Annotated in this window: 15 protein-coding genes; 7 read left to right on the top strand and 8 right to left on the bottom strand. The window is 47.5% G+C overall.

Annotation, left to right across the window (positions count from 1 at the left end; translation table 11 throughout):
* Positions 1-95: 95 nt before the first annotated feature.
* On the top strand, positions 96-1,034 hold the full coding sequence (gene mdh, locus CRO03_RS17375; RefSeq protein ID WP_097112941.1) for a malate dehydrogenase: 939 nt from the start codon (positions 96-98) through the stop codon (positions 1,032-1,034).
* A 65-nt stretch (positions 1,035-1,099) separates the two neighbouring features.
* On the opposite strand, the gene ispB is transcribed toward mdh, so the two are convergent.
* The gene (gene ispB / locus CRO03_RS17370) at positions 1,100-2,071 is read right to left on the bottom strand and encodes an octaprenyl diphosphate synthase (RefSeq protein ID WP_097112940.1); all 972 of its coding nucleotides are present in this window, start codon (positions 2,069-2,071) and stop codon (positions 1,100-1,102) included.
* 225 nt (positions 2,072-2,296) lie between these two features.
* Between ispB and rplU the strand changes: the two genes are divergently transcribed.
* The 5 genes from rplU (at position 2,297) to CRO03_RS17345 (ending at position 5,116) form a co-directional block, all read left to right on the top strand.
* Positions 2,297-2,605, top strand: a complete 309-nt coding sequence (gene rplU / locus CRO03_RS17365; protein WP_019675068.1) for a 50S ribosomal protein L21 — start codon at positions 2,297-2,299, stop codon at positions 2,603-2,605.
* A gap of 15 nt (positions 2,606-2,620) precedes the next feature.
* A complete protein-coding gene (rpmA, locus tag CRO03_RS17360; protein ID WP_097112939.1) occupies positions 2,621-2,878 on the top strand; it encodes a 50S ribosomal protein L27 in 258 nt (85 codons plus the stop codon).
* Between the two features lie 131 nt (positions 2,879-3,009).
* Positions 3,010-4,170 carry an Obg family GTPase CgtA gene (cgtA, locus tag CRO03_RS17355; RefSeq protein ID WP_097112938.1) on the top strand — a complete coding sequence of 387 codons (1,161 nt, stop codon included), beginning with the start codon at positions 3,010-3,012 and terminating at the stop codon, positions 4,168-4,170.
* 8 nt (positions 4,171-4,178) lie between these two features.
* The gene (folA, locus tag CRO03_RS17350) at positions 4,179-4,667 is read left to right on the top strand and encodes a type 3 dihydrofolate reductase (protein ID WP_097112937.1); all 489 of its coding nucleotides are present in this window, start codon (positions 4,179-4,181) and stop codon (positions 4,665-4,667) included.
* A gap of 74 nt (positions 4,668-4,741) precedes the next feature.
* Complete coding sequence (locus CRO03_RS17345) at positions 4,742-5,116, top strand: DUF3718 domain-containing protein (protein ID WP_097112936.1); 375 nt, start codon at positions 4,742-4,744, stop codon at positions 5,114-5,116.
* Between the two features lie 63 nt (positions 5,117-5,179).
* Here the strand turns inward: CRO03_RS17345 and CRO03_RS17340 are convergent, their stop codons facing one another.
* The 7 genes from CRO03_RS17340 to CRO03_RS17310 form a co-directional block, all read right to left on the bottom strand.
* On the bottom strand, positions 5,180-7,192 hold the full coding sequence (locus CRO03_RS17340; RefSeq protein ID WP_097112935.1) for a methyl-accepting chemotaxis protein: 2,013 nt from the start codon (positions 7,190-7,192) through the stop codon (positions 5,180-5,182).
* A 101-nt stretch (positions 7,193-7,293) separates the two neighbouring features.
* A complete protein-coding gene (locus tag CRO03_RS17335; RefSeq protein WP_097112934.1) occupies positions 7,294-8,097 on the bottom strand; it encodes a symmetrical bis(5'-nucleosyl)-tetraphosphatase in 804 nt (267 codons plus the stop codon).
* A complete protein-coding gene (apaG, locus tag CRO03_RS17330) occupies positions 8,097-8,474 on the bottom strand; it encodes a Co2+/Mg2+ efflux protein ApaG (protein ID WP_170949053.1) in 378 nt (125 codons plus the stop codon). The genes CRO03_RS17335 and apaG overlap by 1 nt, the downstream gene beginning before the upstream one ends.
* The gene (rsmA, locus tag CRO03_RS17325) at positions 8,467-9,282 is read right to left on the bottom strand and encodes a 16S rRNA (adenine(1518)-N(6)/adenine(1519)-N(6))-dimethyltransferase RsmA (RefSeq protein ID WP_097112932.1); all 816 of its coding nucleotides are present in this window, start codon (positions 9,280-9,282) and stop codon (positions 8,467-8,469) included. Before rsmA ends, apaG begins: the two co-directional genes overlap by 8 nt.
* A gap of 3 nt (positions 9,283-9,285) precedes the next feature.
* Positions 9,286-10,269, bottom strand: coding sequence for a 4-hydroxythreonine-4-phosphate dehydrogenase PdxA (gene pdxA / locus CRO03_RS17320; protein WP_097112931.1), 984 nt, complete (start codon positions 10,267-10,269; stop codon positions 9,286-9,288).
* Positions 10,270-11,559, bottom strand: coding sequence for a peptidylprolyl isomerase SurA (gene surA / locus CRO03_RS17315; protein ID WP_097112930.1), 1,290 nt, complete (start codon positions 11,557-11,559; stop codon positions 10,270-10,272).
* Between the two features lie 11 nt (positions 11,560-11,570).
* A complete protein-coding gene (locus CRO03_RS17310; RefSeq protein ID WP_097112929.1) occupies positions 11,571-13,829 on the bottom strand; it encodes an LPS-assembly protein LptD in 2,259 nt (752 codons plus the stop codon).
* Positions 13,830-14,003: 174 nt separating this feature from the next.
* Between CRO03_RS17310 and djlA the strand changes: the two genes are divergently transcribed.
* Positions 14,004-14,786, top strand: coding sequence for a co-chaperone DjlA (gene djlA, locus CRO03_RS17305; RefSeq protein ID WP_097112928.1), 783 nt, complete (start codon positions 14,004-14,006; stop codon positions 14,784-14,786).
* Positions 14,787-14,792: the final 6 nt, after the last annotated feature.

Below are 14,792 nucleotides of genomic sequence, written 5' to 3'. Positions count from 1 at the left end.
TGTACCTTAGACTTTAGGCTTAAGCCGTTTGTAATTGTCGCGCCAGTTCAGTATTGTTGGCGCGTTTAATCTTACCCTGACATATGGAGAAAATCATGAAAGTTGCCGTATTAGGTGCTGCCGGCGGTATTGGCCAGGCATTGTCGCTATTATTGAAATTAGATTTACCTGCGGGTACCGATCTTGCCTTATACGATCTGGCGCCTGTTACTCCGGGTGTAGCAGTTGATTTAAGCCATATCCCAACAGCAGTAACGGTAACAGGTTTTGGCAAAGAAGATTTAAACAAAGCTTTAGCCGGCGCTGACATCGTGATGATCCCTGCTGGTATGCCGCGCAAGCCAGGTATGGATCGTTCTGACCTGTTTAACATTAATGCCGGTGTGGTAAAAAACCTGGCAGAAGCTATTGTCCAGCAGTGCCCGAAAGCGCTGGTGGGTATTATTACTAACCCGGTAAACACCACCGTCGCTATTGCCGCCGATGTCTTTAAAAAGGCCGGTACTTATGACGCCCGTCGTTTGTTTGGTGTTACCACATTGGACGTTATTCGCGCAGAGACTTTTGTTGGTGAGTTAAAAGGTAAGAACCCGCAGGATGTTACAGTTCCTGTAATTGGCGGCCACAGTGGTACCACTATATTACCTTTACTGTCGCAGGTTGATGGTGTCAGCTTTAGTGACGAGGAAGTGGCATCACTGACTCACCGTATTCAGAATGCAGGTACTGAAGTCGTTGAGGCAAAAGCGGGCGGCGGGTCAGCAACATTATCAATGGGTCAGGCTGCTGCCCGGTTCTGTATCTCTTTAGTCAAAGGTTTACAGGGCGAGTCAGTAACTGAATATGCTTATGTTGAAGGTAATGGCGAACATGCCCGTTTCTTTGCCCAGCCATTGGTGTTGGGTAAAAATGGCGTAGAGAAGCTACTGCCAATTGGCACGCTGAGCAGTTATGAACAAAAAGCGATGAGCGATATGTTAGGCACTTTACAAGCAGATATTACGCTTGGCGAAGAGTTTGTTAAAAATAACTAAGTGTTATTCATATAGCAAAAAGGCGCATTAAGCGCCTTTTTTTTGCCTTGAAAATACTGAATAAGCTAGTGACTGCGTGATACGGCCATATCGGCCAGCGCTATCAGAGCCTGCTTATAGTCTGATTCTGGAATATGATCAAGCGCCCGGCGGGCCTTTTCGGCTTCCTGCTCTGCAATGGCACGGGTGTAGCCAAAAGCGTCAGTTTGCTCCATTGCTGCCAGGATATCGTTAAGGTGGGCCATACCGTTGCCATCGATAATGGCGCTGCGAATCATGGCTTGCTGTGCGCTGTTACCATGCTTCAGAGCATGAATCAGTGGCAGGGTAGGTTTGCCCTCAGCCAGATCATCCCCGATATTTTTGCCCAGTTCAGCAGCGTCAGCTTGATAATCCAGAACATCGTCGATTAATTGAAAGGCTGTGCCTAAATGCATGCCGTATAGCTTCATACTGTTCACCACAGCTTCAGGTTGCTCAGCAATAATAGCGGCTAACTGAGTAGCAGCTTCAAACAGTTTAGCGGTTTTGCAGTAAATAACCTGCATGTAGTTTTGTTCGCTGGTGTCAGGATCGTTGACGTTCATCAGCTGCAGTACTTCGCCTTCAGCAATCACGTTAGTGGCATCAGCAAGTATTTGCATTATGCGCATATCATCCAGCGCTACCATCATCTGGAATGAACGGCTGTACAGGAAGTCACCAACCAATACACTGGCCTGATTACCAAACACCGCATTAGCGGTTTGTTTGCCGCGGCGCAGGGTTGACTCATCAACGACATCGTCGTGTAACAAGGTAGAGGTATGAATAAACTCTATTATTGCAGCCACACTCAGGTGCTTATTGCCCTGATAACCCAGTGCTCTGGCAGCCAATACCGCAAGTAGTGGCCGCAAGCGCTTACCACCACTGTTGACAATATATATACCGAGCTGATTGATCAGCGCGACGTCTGATGTCAGTTGGGAAAAGATATGCTGGTTTACTGCAGCCATATCAGCGTCGCTGAGCTGGCGTATATCGTCAAGCGTCATGAAAAAACAACTGCTAAACCCATAGAATGGCGGCAATTCTACACTATAGAAGCGGCTGGTATAAAGAGAATCTCGATCCTTTTAACCACTACATGATCTTTTTTATAATTGTGCTTGCGGCTATCTGGGAAATTGCGTACAATTCGCGCCCTGTGATTTGAATTAAACACGCCCCTGATGCCTCTAACATTGCAGAGCGTAGGCGTGGCTTGTACGGAGTTAACTATGTACGCGGTTTTCCAAAGTGGTGGCAAACAACACCGTGTGACGGAAGGTCAAACGCTTCGTCTAGAAAAACTAGACTTAGAAACCGGCGCAACGATTGAATTTACCCCGCTGATGATCGCCAATGGCGAAGAAATCAGCATCGGTGCCCCTTTAGTTGAAGGTGGCAAGGTAGTAGCGGAAGTGGTCAATCATGGCCGTGGCGATAAGCTTAAAATCGTTAAATTCCGTCGTCGTAAACATTCACGTAAACAGATGGGTCACCGTCAATGGTTTACTGAAGTTAAAATTACCAGCATCAGCGCGTAACAGGAGTATCGACACATGGCAAGTAAGAAAGGTGTAGGTAGCACTCGTAACGGTCGCGATTCAGAGTCTAAACGCTTAGGTGTTAAGCGTTTTGGTGGTGAGTCGGTATTAGCTGGTAGCATCATTGTGCGTCAACGTGGCACTCGTTTCCACGCCGGCAGCAATGTAGGCATCGGTAAAGACCACACTTTATTTGCTTTAACCGAAGGTAAAGTGAAGTTTGAAGTGAAAGGCGAGCACAACCGTAAATTCGTTAGCATCGTTAGCGAATAAGCAACATATATTGAAAAAACCCCGCCTGGTGCGGGGTTTTTTTATAAATTTTCTCCCCTCACAATGACATGGGTTATACTTAGCGGCTACGGCATGCGCCTATGTTTTTACAGTGGATCAGGACACAACACATGAAGTTTGTAGATGAAGCGATAATCCGGGTTGAAGCCGGCGATGGCGGCAACGGCATTATCAGTTTTTTACGCGAAAAATTTATCTCTAAAGGCGGCCCTAACGGCGGTGATGGCGGAGATGGCGGTGACGTGTACCTGGTTGCTGATGAGAACCTCAATACCCTGGTCGATTTTCAGTTTGAAAAATATCATAGCGCGCAACGTGGCCAGAATGGTGGCAGCGTTAACTGTACTGGTAAACGCGGCAGTGATCTTGAACTTCGGGTACCGGTAGGCACCCGCGCAGTCGATGTTGATACCGATGAAGTGATTGGTGATTTAACCACTAATGGTCAGAAACTGATGGTTGCTAAAGGCGGTTGGCATGGTCTGGGTAATGCCCGGTTCGCCAGTAGTACTAACCGTGCCCCCCGCAAGAAAACCAATGGTACCCCTGGTGAAATTCGTAATTTACGGCTTGAGTTATTGCTATTGGCTGATGTTGGCTTACTGGGCTTACCCAATGCCGGTAAGTCGACGTTGATTCGCTCAGTTTCAGCTGCCAAGCCTAAAGTAGCTGATTACCCGTTCACAACATTGGTACCCAACCTTGGCGTTGTCCGGGTTGAAGCGCACCGGTCTTTTGTGATTGCCGATATCCCCGGCCTGATTGAAGGCGCGGCGGAAGGTGCCGGCCTGGGCATTCAGTTTTTGAAGCACTTAGAGCGCTGCAGGCTGTTGTTGCATGTCATTGATGTACTGCCTGCTGACGGTTCTGATCCGGTTGAAAATGCCAGGACCATTATTCAGGAGTTGCATAAATACAGCAGTAAACTTGCTGCCAAACCACGTTGGCTGGTGTTTAATAAGCTGGACTTAGTGCTTGACGATGAGCTTGACCAAACTATTGATCAAGTGACTAAAGCGCTGGAGTGGCAAGGACCGGTGTTTAAAATCTCGGCTGCCGGTCGCACAAATACTGAACGGTTAGCTGCTGATATTTTGAGTTATATTGAAGAGCTACCAACTGAACAGGTTGATGCCGAAGTGGCAGATCCGGTTCATTTCAAATGGGATGATTATCATGACGACGCTGCCAGTGAACTGGTGGACGATCTGGATGATGACGATGACTTTGATGACGACGATTACGATGTCGAAGTGATTTATCAGCGCTAAGGTGTAGCATGAAAGTTGCGATGATAGCCGCCATGGCGAAAGGCCGGGTAATCGGTAAAAATAACCAGATGCCCTGGCATTTACCGGCCGATTTACAGCATTTCAAAGCCGTTACCCTGGGTAAGCCGGTTTTGATGGGACGGAAAACTTTCCAGTCTATCGGCCGGCCATTGCCAGGGCGGCGGAATATAGTTATCAGTCGGACTACGCCAGACAACAAACAAGGTGTTGAATGGTTTAGCACTGTAGAGCAGGCATTGGCAGCAGTAGCAGACAGCGCGGAAGTGATGATCATCGGTGGCGGAGAGATATACCGGCAGTGCTTGCCACTGGCTGATACCTTATATTTGACCGAAATTGAGCTGGCAACAGACGGTGATGCTCACTTCCCGGATTATCAGGCAGCTGGCAGCTGGCAACTGGTGACAGAGCAGCAATTTGAGGCTGATACAGTAAATCCTTACCCTTACCGCTTTATTACATTACAGCGTAATTAGAAGTCGTCTGGCATTTGCACAGGTTGTAACATGTTGCTAAGATGCTCGCTAACGATCCAGCTGAGGAGTAGTAAATGAGATTAGTACCCACCTTATTATGCACAGCCGCATTAAGCGCTGCTGTGATTGTGTCGCCGGTAGCTGTCGCCGATCAGCAGTTAGCGGCTTCTATGTGCGATTATGTGGCGGCTAACGATAGAAACCGTTTACGCAAAGTACTCAGTGACTACCGTCTGCGTCTGCGTAATATCTATGATGGCGTAGTTTGTAATGGCGAGCCGTTAATCCGGCATGCTTTCAGAAGCAATGCACCTGACGTAGGTGAGTTTATTGTCAGACAATTGCCTGGTTCGCAAGTAGCTGATTCAGGTGACATTGCCTGGGCAGAAAGCAATGGTTTTGCAGATTCACCATTATTAGCTGCGTTAAAAGACCGCGCTGGCCAATAATTTTTTCCAAAAAAAATCCGCTGATTCAGCGGATTTTTTTATTTCAGAAAATGACCCTTTAGCTTATACCCGGAATTGCTCAACCGATTGGCGCAGTTCCTCTGCCAATCTTGCAACTTCATGGCTGGAATCCGACGTCTGCTCTGCACCAGAAGCGGTTTCTTCGGCAATGGCAACGATAGACTCAAGCAACTGACTTATTTCATTCGATACCTGATTCTGCTCCTTGGCAGCACCAGAGATTTGCTCACTCATATCATGAGCCAGGTGCACTGCGTGGGTAATAGAATCCAGGGCAGAGGTTGCTACTTCAGTTTGTGTTACACAGTTTTCGGCTTGTTTCTTACCTTTATTCATTGCTTCAACTGCAGCTTGTGCACCGCTTTGCAGCACCTGAATCATTGCCTGAATTTCCTGTGTGGAGGCTTGAGTTTTACTGGCCAGAGACCGAACTTCGTCAGCTACAACAGCGAAGCCACGTCCTTGCTCACCCGCACGGGCGGCTTCAATTGCAGCATTAAGGGCCAGCAAATTGGTTTGTTCAGCAATGCCGCGGATTACATCGAGAATGCTACCTATAGAGGCGCTGTCTTTATGAAGTTTGTTAATTACTACAGATGCCTGGTCAACCTCTTTGGACAGTTGAATAATGGTGCTCTTATTGTCCAGTGAGATGCCTTTAACCCGTTCCGCTTCTTTATCGGCATTCTTAATTTCCGCAAGTGCGTCATTTGAGCTTTGTAACACGCCTTGTGATGTACTGCTCATTTCAGTTGTCGCTGTGGCTGCCTGAGTTACCTGAGATTTTTGTTCCCGGATTGCCTGAGTGGTCTGCACGGTAATGGCTGAAGTTTGCTCTGAGGCGGCGGCCAGCTGAGTAGAGCGGGAAATAATACCCTGAATAAGTTGCTGCAGGTTACTTACTACTTTATTAACGTTGCGTGCCAGTTCGCCAAACTCATCTTTTGCTGAGGCATCCAGCGTTTTGGTTAAATCGCCCGACGCAACTACACCCAGCATACTGTTAACTTCGGCAAGTGGCTTAACAATACGTCTGACCGTAACGGTTGCGATAACAATCGACAGCAGAATAGAAATTACTACCACGATAAAGATCCAGGTGATTGCGTTATCTACACCAGAGGTTGCATTTTGTTCAATTTCTTCGGCTGCAGTTCTGGTAAGTCTGAGTAAATTATCTAACCTTTGCATACCCGTTTGAGTAAGTTGATTGGCGGTTGTTAATTGCGCTTCTGCGTCTGCTGCACCAGCCAGCAATTGTACTTTTAAGGCCGGAATGCCATCACTACCCTCTAAAAACCCCGATATTTGTTGCACTTGCTCTGCGATATCGGCAGTCATCGTGACAGCGCTACCTGCTTCTTCCTGAATTATCGCAACTTGCTCCCTAAGCTCCTGTAACCGGAATGCAATTTCGTTGCTGACTGTAGCGACAGTGGTATCTGTTTCTGTGCGGTTTAAGTCAATGACATTATTAATCAGGGTATTGATACCTGTTTCAATCTGTGTGGCCGCCTGATAGGCGCGGGGGAAGCGGCGCTGCACATCGCGAACATCAGTAAAGTCGAGAATAAGCGATGCCATATCATCAGCGCTAAACTCCAGGTCATTAGTTTTGCTGGCAATAGTAGTACGCAGCTGGATATTAGCGTCCAGGCGACGTTGCAGGTTTGTGCTTGCCTCAATAAATGCTCGATAGGTTTCGCTTACTTGTTCAGAGCCTGCTTTTAAATCCGGATGTTGCTCAATAGCCTGACGTAATGCGTCTGCCGCTCTATCGTAAATTGACTTTTCTTCAGCGAAACGTTGATTCACTGAAGCCGTCCGCTCCAGACTATCGGCATAAAACCCCTGCAAGCTGGCGCGACTCATTGTCACAAACTCGGTTTTCATCGTAGCACTGTTTTCCAGGGCCGGGATGGAGACTTCATTCACTTCAGTGGTGGCGTTACTTATATTATTCAGACTGATATAAGCGGTAACACCAATAAACAGCAGTAACAGGGAAATGATGGCAAAACCACCCATTACCCGTAACGCTACGGTTAACTTCATAATAACTCCCACTTTAAGTGTTTTCTTTAAGCACCTTAGCTTAAGATTTCCTGCTTAACAAGACTGGAATGAGCAGTTTCGTTGCGCATGTTTCAAACCAATCATTTTATGCCGGTGACACAATAGCGTTGCTGGCGTTCGACGCAATAAGCGGTCAGGGTGTTACCCCAGACACACCCCGTATCCAGTGCATGAATATTCTGAACCGGGCTAAAACCATTTAGTGCTGCCCAATGCCCAAAAAAAAGCTCGGGGTGTGGTTTAGTCCGCCAGAATTCATACCAGGGCACCAGGTTACTTTGCTGCGCTGGGTTGCCTTTCTCTTGCAAGCTTAAGGCGCCATCTGGCGTACAAAAACGCATTCTGGTGCAGGCGTTAATAGTATAGCGCCACCGTTGTTGATCGGTATCAGCCTGCTGCCACATATCCGGCGTATCGCCGTACATAATAGCAAAAATTTGTTCCGGCTGATGTATTAATTGCTGGCTGACAGCCGAAGCCGCTGTTGCAGCTTCATCAAGCGTCCACTCCGGAGACAGGCCAGCGTGAACCATTAACTGTTGCTTATCAGTACTCTGATAAATCAGAGGCAGTTGTAATAACCAGTCGACAAGTTCCGGCAGGTTCGGTGCCTGTTGTAATTGCTGTAGGTTATCAGCAGGTTTTACGTTACCGAAGCCGAAATGGCTGGCAAGAAAATGTAAATCGTGATTTCCCAGTACGCATTTGGTACTGTTGCCGAGGGACTTAATAAAATTCAGCGTCGAAAGAGAGTCGGGACCGCGGGCGATTAAATCGCCACAAAACCAGAGCTGATCAGTTGAAGTGTTGAAGTCAATATGAACCAGCAGGCGCTGCAAGGCGTCATAGCATCCTTGTACATCGCCGATAACATAAGTTGCCATCAGTTAAGAATATTAGGCATAGCTAACCGGAATACCGGTATAGCGGCATTAAACGTCTGCTTATTACTGCTAACCATTTCATAGTGGCCCTGCATGGTGCCTACCGGCGTTTCCAGCACAGCACCGCTGGTATAACTGTAGCTGGAGCCCGGAGTAAGTTCAGGCTGCTCGCCAACTACGCCATCTCCGTACACTTCAGCTTGTTTGCCATTGGCATCGGTAATCAGCCAATATCGTTTCAGTAACTTGACCTGCTGCTCGCTGTGATTTTCGATAGTAATGGTATAAGCAAACACGTAACGGTTTTCTGCCGGATCCGATTGCGCGCCTAAATAAAAATTGTCTACGTTTACCTGAATATCGAACGGTTCACTCATCATGAATTTCCTGCTCTGCCAACCACTGCGCAACCTTAATAAAGCCACTGACGGGTAACTGCTCCGGTCTGATAGTCGGGTCGATACCCAAAGCGATTATCTGTTCTGCAGTAGCGAAATTACTAAAGCCATTGCGAAGTGTTTTACGGCGCTGATTAAAGGCCTCCAAACATACCCTGTTTAACACTGCCGGATCAACTTTTGCGCGCTCGGCAATCGGATAAGGCAGCAGTCTTACCACCGCTGAGTCAACTTTGGGCGCCGGTGTAAATGCACCCGGACCCACTTCAACTACCGGGATCGCCTGACAATAGTACTGCGTCATTACGCTCAGGCGGCCAAAAGTTTTGCTGCCGTGACTGGCTGTCATGCGCTGAACCACTTCTTTTTGCAACATAAAATGCATGTTGTTGATATGGTCAGCAAACTCAAACAAATGGAACAACAGAGGAGTGGAGATATTGTAAGGCAGATTACCGAATATTTTTAATTTCTGGCCAGGTTGCAGCAGGGCGGCGAAATCGAACTTCATCGCATCCGCCTGATACACTGTCAGTTTGTCAGCCAGGGTAGGGTGCTGGCGTAAACGTTCTGCTAAATCGCGATCCAGTTCAACGACGACCAATTTGCCGGCTGCCTCAGCAACGGGTTCAGTAAGTGCACCCAGGCCAGGACCAATTTCTACTAAAACGTCACTTGCTTTCGGGGCGATGGCTTGTACTATCCGGCCAATAACATGCTGGTCATGTAAAAAGTTCTGACCAAATCGCTTACGGGCGCGATGGCCCTGGTGAACATTATCTGTCATAAATTAATTCGCTTGTTGTGCCAGAGTAATGGCCTGATTTACAGCGTGAAATAAACTACCGGGGTCGGCTTTACCGCTGCCGGCGAGGTCCAGGGCGGTACCATGGTCAACTGAAGTGCGGATTAATGGCAGGCCAAGGCTGATATTGACTGAACGACCAAAGCCTTTGTATTTAAGCACTGGCAAGCCCTGATCGTGATACATAGCCAGCACGGCATCAGCATCATCCAGATACTTAGGCTGAAACAGTGTATCGGCAGGTAGCGGACCAACTAAATCAATGTCTTGTGCCCGCAGTTCATCAAGAGTTGGACTGATAATGTCCAGCTCTTCACGGCCCAGATGGCCATCCTCGCCAGCGTGTGGGTTCAAGCCGCAGACATAAATTCGCGGATTTTCAATCGCGAACTTGTGGCGTAAGTCATGGTGCAGGATAGTGATAACCTTCAGCAACCGGTCACGGGTAATGGCTTTTGCGACATAGGCCAAGGGGATGTGGGTAGTAGCAAGTGCAACCCTTAAGCCTTCAGTTGCCAACATCATTACCACATATGGGGTATTCGATTGGTGGGCAAAGAATTCGGTATGGCCGCTAAAAGGAATACCCGCTTTATTTATGATCCCTTTGTGTACCGGCCCTGTCACAATAGCGGCAAATTGACCACTGATCGCGTTTTCGCCGGCAAACTGCAAGGTATCAACCACATACTGACCATTCGCAACATTAAGTACGCCAGACTGCACAGTTTCTGCCAGGGGGAAATCGGCCACTGTCAGTGTTCCGGCCTGCTGAGCTTTGGCCGGCACCTTGTCGTTGTATGGCAATAGCGTTAACTCAATGCCCAGTGCAGTAGCACGATCAGTTAATAACGTTGAATTGCAGCATACCACAAGCTCTACCGGCCAGTCCTGACGGGCAAGTGCCACCACCAAATCAGGTCCGATACCCGCGGGCTCACCGGGCGTTATGGCAATACGCAGGGTCATTTAACTCTCCGGTAAGACGTCGATGAAGGCTTCATCACGAATTTCTTTCAGGAAATTGGCCGACTCTTCATTAAAACGTCTGTTGTATATCATCCGGTATACCTGATCGCGCTTTTTATCAGCAGTTGCATCAACGACTCTTTTATCAAGCACCTGAGCAATATGCCAACCATGTTCTGTACGGAATGGTTCGCTGATTTCATCAGGTTCTAAGCGTAGCAATGTGTCCCGGAATGCCGGTACAAAAACCTGAGGCTCATTCCAGCCTAGCTCGCCACCGTTCATCTTTGAACCCGGGTCTTCAGAATGGGCTTTAGCCAGCTCGGCAAAGTCAGCCTCACCGGCACGAAGTTTTGTAACAAACTCCTGCAGGGTGTTGCGGGCACGCTCCTCGCTAAGAATAATAGATGGCTTTATAAGAATATGACGAGAATTCACCTCTTGTAACTCGGCTACGTTTTCACCGCGGATATCAAAAATAGTCAAGATATGGAAACCAGCGCCAGAGCGCATAGGCCCGATTAAATCACCTTTTTTCTTTTCGCGAATGCTCTCAGAAAATAAGGTTGGCATCTCATTGATATTCATAAAACCCAGTTCACCACCTTCCAGCGCTTTACCACCTGAAGATGACGCGATAGCAATCCGCTTAAAGTCACTGCCGTTCTGTAACAACTCCATGACTTTATCCGCACGATCTTTAGCCGCACTGATATCGTCAGGGGTTGCCTGGCTGGGAATGGCAATAAGGATATGGCCCAAATTATATTCTTCACTGACGGCACCTTGTTCCTCCATCAGTTTAAGCAGACTGTCTACTTCTTGCGGGCTGATATAAATGCGCCGCTGCACGCTGCCGCGAACCACTTCATTGGTAATAATTTCCTCTCTGAGTTTTTCACGGAAACGTTCATAATTGCCCTCTTCTGTTTCGACCTGACGCCGAAACGCCTCAAGGCTGAGATTTTCATCCTGAGCAATAGTGCGAATAGTATCGTCAAGCTGAGCATCACTGATCTGCAGCCCCATTCGTTCTGCCAATTGCAATTGCAGACTGGTTAAAATCAGACGTTCCAGAGCCTGTGTGCGCAGCGCCTGATTTGAGGGTAGGGTTTGTCCCTGAGACTCGGCATTGCGTTTTACCCGGTTAACCACATCATCAATATCGCTTTGTAGTACGACGCTATTATCAACAATAGCGGCAATCCGATCGATCTCCTTTTCGGCTGCGAGATTTGAAAAACTTAAACAGCCAATAAAAGCCAGACAGATAACTTGCTGTAACTTCATAAATTCCTACACTAATTAGTTAGTAAATATGGCCTACGGTAGCCAAAAATGCCATTTGACAACATATCCGATACGCCAAACCCTGCTTTATCGCCGAAACCTTTCAATACAAACTGCAGACTGAGCCCACTGTCCAGCTCACCAAATTGTAAAGCATTGTCAATATTGGTATCGAGGTTTGCCACAATATAGCGCCTCGCAACCAGTCGGACCGCCCAGCAGCAAGATTCATATTGCACGCCAAAATTGGCGTCTATCATACGATGATTTGTGACATCACGATAGTAACTGGCGACAAGCTGCCAGTTTTTTGCCAGCGGTACAGTACCCAGTACCCCCAGCTGCTGAATTTCTAAACCTGAGACAGCACGACTATACCGATGGTTCAATTGCAGCAAGGTATTGTCACTGCCCCGATAATCCAGACTGGCATTACTTTTTATGATTTGCTCACCATCAATATCATATTGGGCTGCAGCGCTGAAGTACCATTTACGGTACCAATGCCAGATCATTTCAGAGGCCAGCACAGAGTCGGTAGCAGTTTGCTCTTCGGTCAGGTTATCAGAGCTTTCTACCGGATCTTCCAGAAAAAAGATTTGGCCCAGACTAAAACGAAACAGTTCGTTGTCTACATTGTCATAAAAGCGGGTAGTCCAGCCGACAGTTAACTGATTTGCCTCGTTAATTCTGTCGATACCTGAAAAACGATTCTGCCGGAACAAACCATAGTAGTCGTCCTGTAGCCGGGTGGTATCATACAGGCCGATATTATTCTGTTGTCTGTATGGGATGTACAAATACTGAATCTGAGGTTCAAACGTTTGCAGGGCGGGCTCACCGAACCAGTCATACTCACGTTCCATATTTAACCTGCTATACAGCCTTAACTTTGGCAACGTCCGTTGCACAGAGGTATCAATATCAGCACTCTGCAGGTTGCCGTCTTGCTGATAGTAGGTGTAAAGCATGCTGGCTTCAGCGGTAAACTCCAGTGCTGGAGTGATAAAAGGTAAACGCAGTGTGGGCTCCAGATGCAACCTGTTGGCTGAACTAATCAGCGCTGTATCATTTTTGAAATGAGCATAGCTGGCTTGCCAAACCAACTCTAACGGCCTGAAAACCGGCAATGGTTTGGCAGAACTCAGTTGTATCTCTGGCAAGGTTTTATAAGCATCGGAAAAGTTACCCAGTATTTCAAAACCCTGTAACCTGATCGTGCTATCAATATTATCACCATAATAAGCGAGGGTAGCTTCCCGGTATAACTGGGTATCACTCTGATTGGTATAATCTGAACCCAGCTCTGTCAGGTAGGCATCGTCACTAATGTCGGTAAAATCAATGTAGCCACGCCAGTTAGCAGTGAAATCGGAGCGATGGCTTAAATGACTAAGGTAGCGGCTGCCAAAATCTTCTGGTTTATCATTATCTGCATTGAGGTACTCGAGTTGCATAATGCCTTGATGAGTAGTGGTCAGGTACCGGAATTCTGATTTAAGCTGTGTGCCACGTTTACTCATATAACGCGGCGTCAGAGTCAGATCATAGTTTTCTGCTAAATTAATGTAGTAGGGTAACTCAACATCAAGCCCTAATAATTGAGAACTGCCAATTTTGGGCAATAGCAAGCCCGTTTTTCGCTGCTCATTTACAGGAAAAGTCAGGTAAGGCAGATATAATACCGGGATGTCTTTTACTTTAAAAACAGCGTTACTGGCTGCACCCCAACCTTCACCTTCGTTAATTTTAATATCGCTGGCATGTAAAGACCAACTATCGTCCTGCATTGGACAGGTGGTAAATAAAGCCTGGTCCAGCCTGATTTGTTCGGGACTGGCCTGCAGGCGTTCAGCATAGCCACGGCCTGCCTGTGCAAGAAACTGGTAGTGGGCATCACTGATGACGGCTTTATTAACTGCCGTATCGGCAATAAATGAACTGGCAGATACCTTCAGGCTACTGTCAAAATACTCTATTCCACCATCAGCAAATATACGTTGCTCATTACGGCTGAAGCGAGCACTTGGTGCGGTTAACAGGGTGTCACGATGAATAATTTCAACATTGCCATTAAAAAACGCTGTCTGATTGCCACGCAGGTCGGCGTCATCGGAGTTAATCCGCACGGCGTTGTCATCCGCATCCAGTTTACCCAATATAGCGGGCTGGGTCAGTGGCTGATAACACATCGGTATTACAGGTTCATTAGCTTGCAGCTGACTACAGAATAACCCTGTGACAGCTATTCCGGTAAACCATACTTTCATCCAGTATTCTCTGCCCCAGATTTTTGATGTTTTTTGATAAGATTAGCCCGCTATGATAAATCAATTTTAGAATTCCTGCTAATCCGATATAGTGCGGCTTTACCGCGGTTATAAACTTGTTTCCGTAGCTTAGAACAACATAAGTCGCGTAGTTCATTTAATGAGGAAAATACTTTGTGGGGTAAAATTCTCGGTGCGTTGTTTGGTCTGGCGTTACTCAGGCTGCCCGGGCTGTTTATCGGTCTGATACTGGGGCATTGGTTTGACGTTAAAATGGGCGCTAACCTGGCGCGGTTTCGCGGGTTGTTTAACGAGTCTGAAGAGCAGCAGGGCCTGTTTATGTACACCACGTTTGCCACGATGGGGCATATAGCCAAGGCGACAGGCGTGGTTACTCCGGCGCACATTCGGCAAGCGCGCCACTTTATGCAACAACTTGGCCTCAATGAAGCACAACAACAAGAAGCGCAAGCGGCTTTTCGTGATGGTAAAGCAAGTAACTTTCCGCTAGTGGCTCAGCTGCAAGCCTTTCATCAGCATTTTGGCCGGCAGAAGGATGTTACACACTACTTTGTTGAAATTCAGCTGGGTATTGCTAATGTTGACGGTGAAATGAGCCATGAGCAGTATCAATTGTTGCAACAGGTCGCACTGCAACTATCGGTATCTCGTTTACAACTGGAACAAATGCTTGCTGCATATCGGGCGCAGCAGCGGTTTAACCGGCATGACAGCAAGCGGCCTTCAGCCAACGCCATGCAGGATGCATATAAGGTGCTCGGTGTCAGCGATAACTGCACCGAAAAGGAGTTAAAACGGGCATACCGCAAACTAATGGCTCAGCACCATCCCGATAAATTGATGGCGAAAGGGGTGCCGGCAGCCATGCTGGATGTAGCAAAAAGACGCACGCAGGAAATTCAGGCAGCCTATGAGTTGTTGAAAAATCGTCATTAGGCTAGC

Origin of the sequence: Arsukibacterium tuosuense (assembly GCF_900215315.1) — a bacterium.
GTDB lineage: Bacteria > Pseudomonadota > Gammaproteobacteria > Enterobacterales > Alteromonadaceae > Alishewanella > Alishewanella tuosuense.
This window is presented reverse-complemented; position numbering and strand designations above follow the sequence as displayed.

What these genes read in the sequence shown, in the direction of transcription:
- apaG (WP_170949053.1), bottom strand. Translation starts at nt 8,474, where the DNA reads ATGAGTGAACCGTTCGATATTCAGGTAAACGTAGACAATTTTTATTTA.
- pdxA (WP_097112931.1), bottom strand. Translation starts at nt 10,269, where the DNA reads ATGACCCTGCGTATTGCCATAACGCCCGGTGAGCCCGCGGGTATCGGA.
- CRO03_RS17335 (WP_097112934.1), bottom strand. Translation starts at nt 8,097, where the DNA reads ATGGCAACTTATGTTATCGGCGATGTACAAGGATGCTATGACGCCTTG.
- CRO03_RS17310 (WP_097112929.1), bottom strand. Translation starts at nt 13,829, where the DNA reads ATGAAAGTATGGTTTACCGGAATAGCTGTCACAGGGTTATTCTGTAGT.
- CRO03_RS17340 (WP_097112935.1), bottom strand. Translation starts at nt 7,192, where the DNA reads ATGAAGTTAACCGTAGCGTTACGGGTAATGGGTGGTTTTGCCATCATT.
- CRO03_RS17345 (WP_097112936.1), top strand. Translation starts at nt 4,742, where the DNA reads ATGAGATTAGTACCCACCTTATTATGCACAGCCGCATTAAGCGCTGCT.
- rsmA (WP_097112932.1), bottom strand. Translation starts at nt 9,282, where the DNA reads ATGACAGATAATGTTCACCAGGGCCATCGCGCCCGTAAGCGATTTGGT.
- surA (WP_097112930.1), bottom strand. Translation starts at nt 11,559, where the DNA reads ATGAAGTTACAGCAAGTTATCTGTCTGGCTTTTATTGGCTGTTTAAGT.
- ispB (WP_097112940.1), bottom strand. Translation starts at nt 2,071, where the DNA reads ATGACGCTTGACGATATACGCCAGCTCAGCGACGCTGATATGGCTGCA.
- mdh (WP_097112941.1), top strand. Translation starts at nt 96, where the DNA reads ATGAAAGTTGCCGTATTAGGTGCTGCCGGCGGTATTGGCCAGGCATTG.
- rpmA (WP_097112939.1), top strand. Translation starts at nt 2,621, where the DNA reads ATGGCAAGTAAGAAAGGTGTAGGTAGCACTCGTAACGGTCGCGATTCA.
- folA (WP_097112937.1), top strand. Translation starts at nt 4,179, where the DNA reads ATGAAAGTTGCGATGATAGCCGCCATGGCGAAAGGCCGGGTAATCGGT.
- rplU (WP_019675068.1), top strand. Translation starts at nt 2,297, where the DNA reads ATGTACGCGGTTTTCCAAAGTGGTGGCAAACAACACCGTGTGACGGAA.
- cgtA (WP_097112938.1), top strand. Translation starts at nt 3,010, where the DNA reads ATGAAGTTTGTAGATGAAGCGATAATCCGGGTTGAAGCCGGCGATGGC.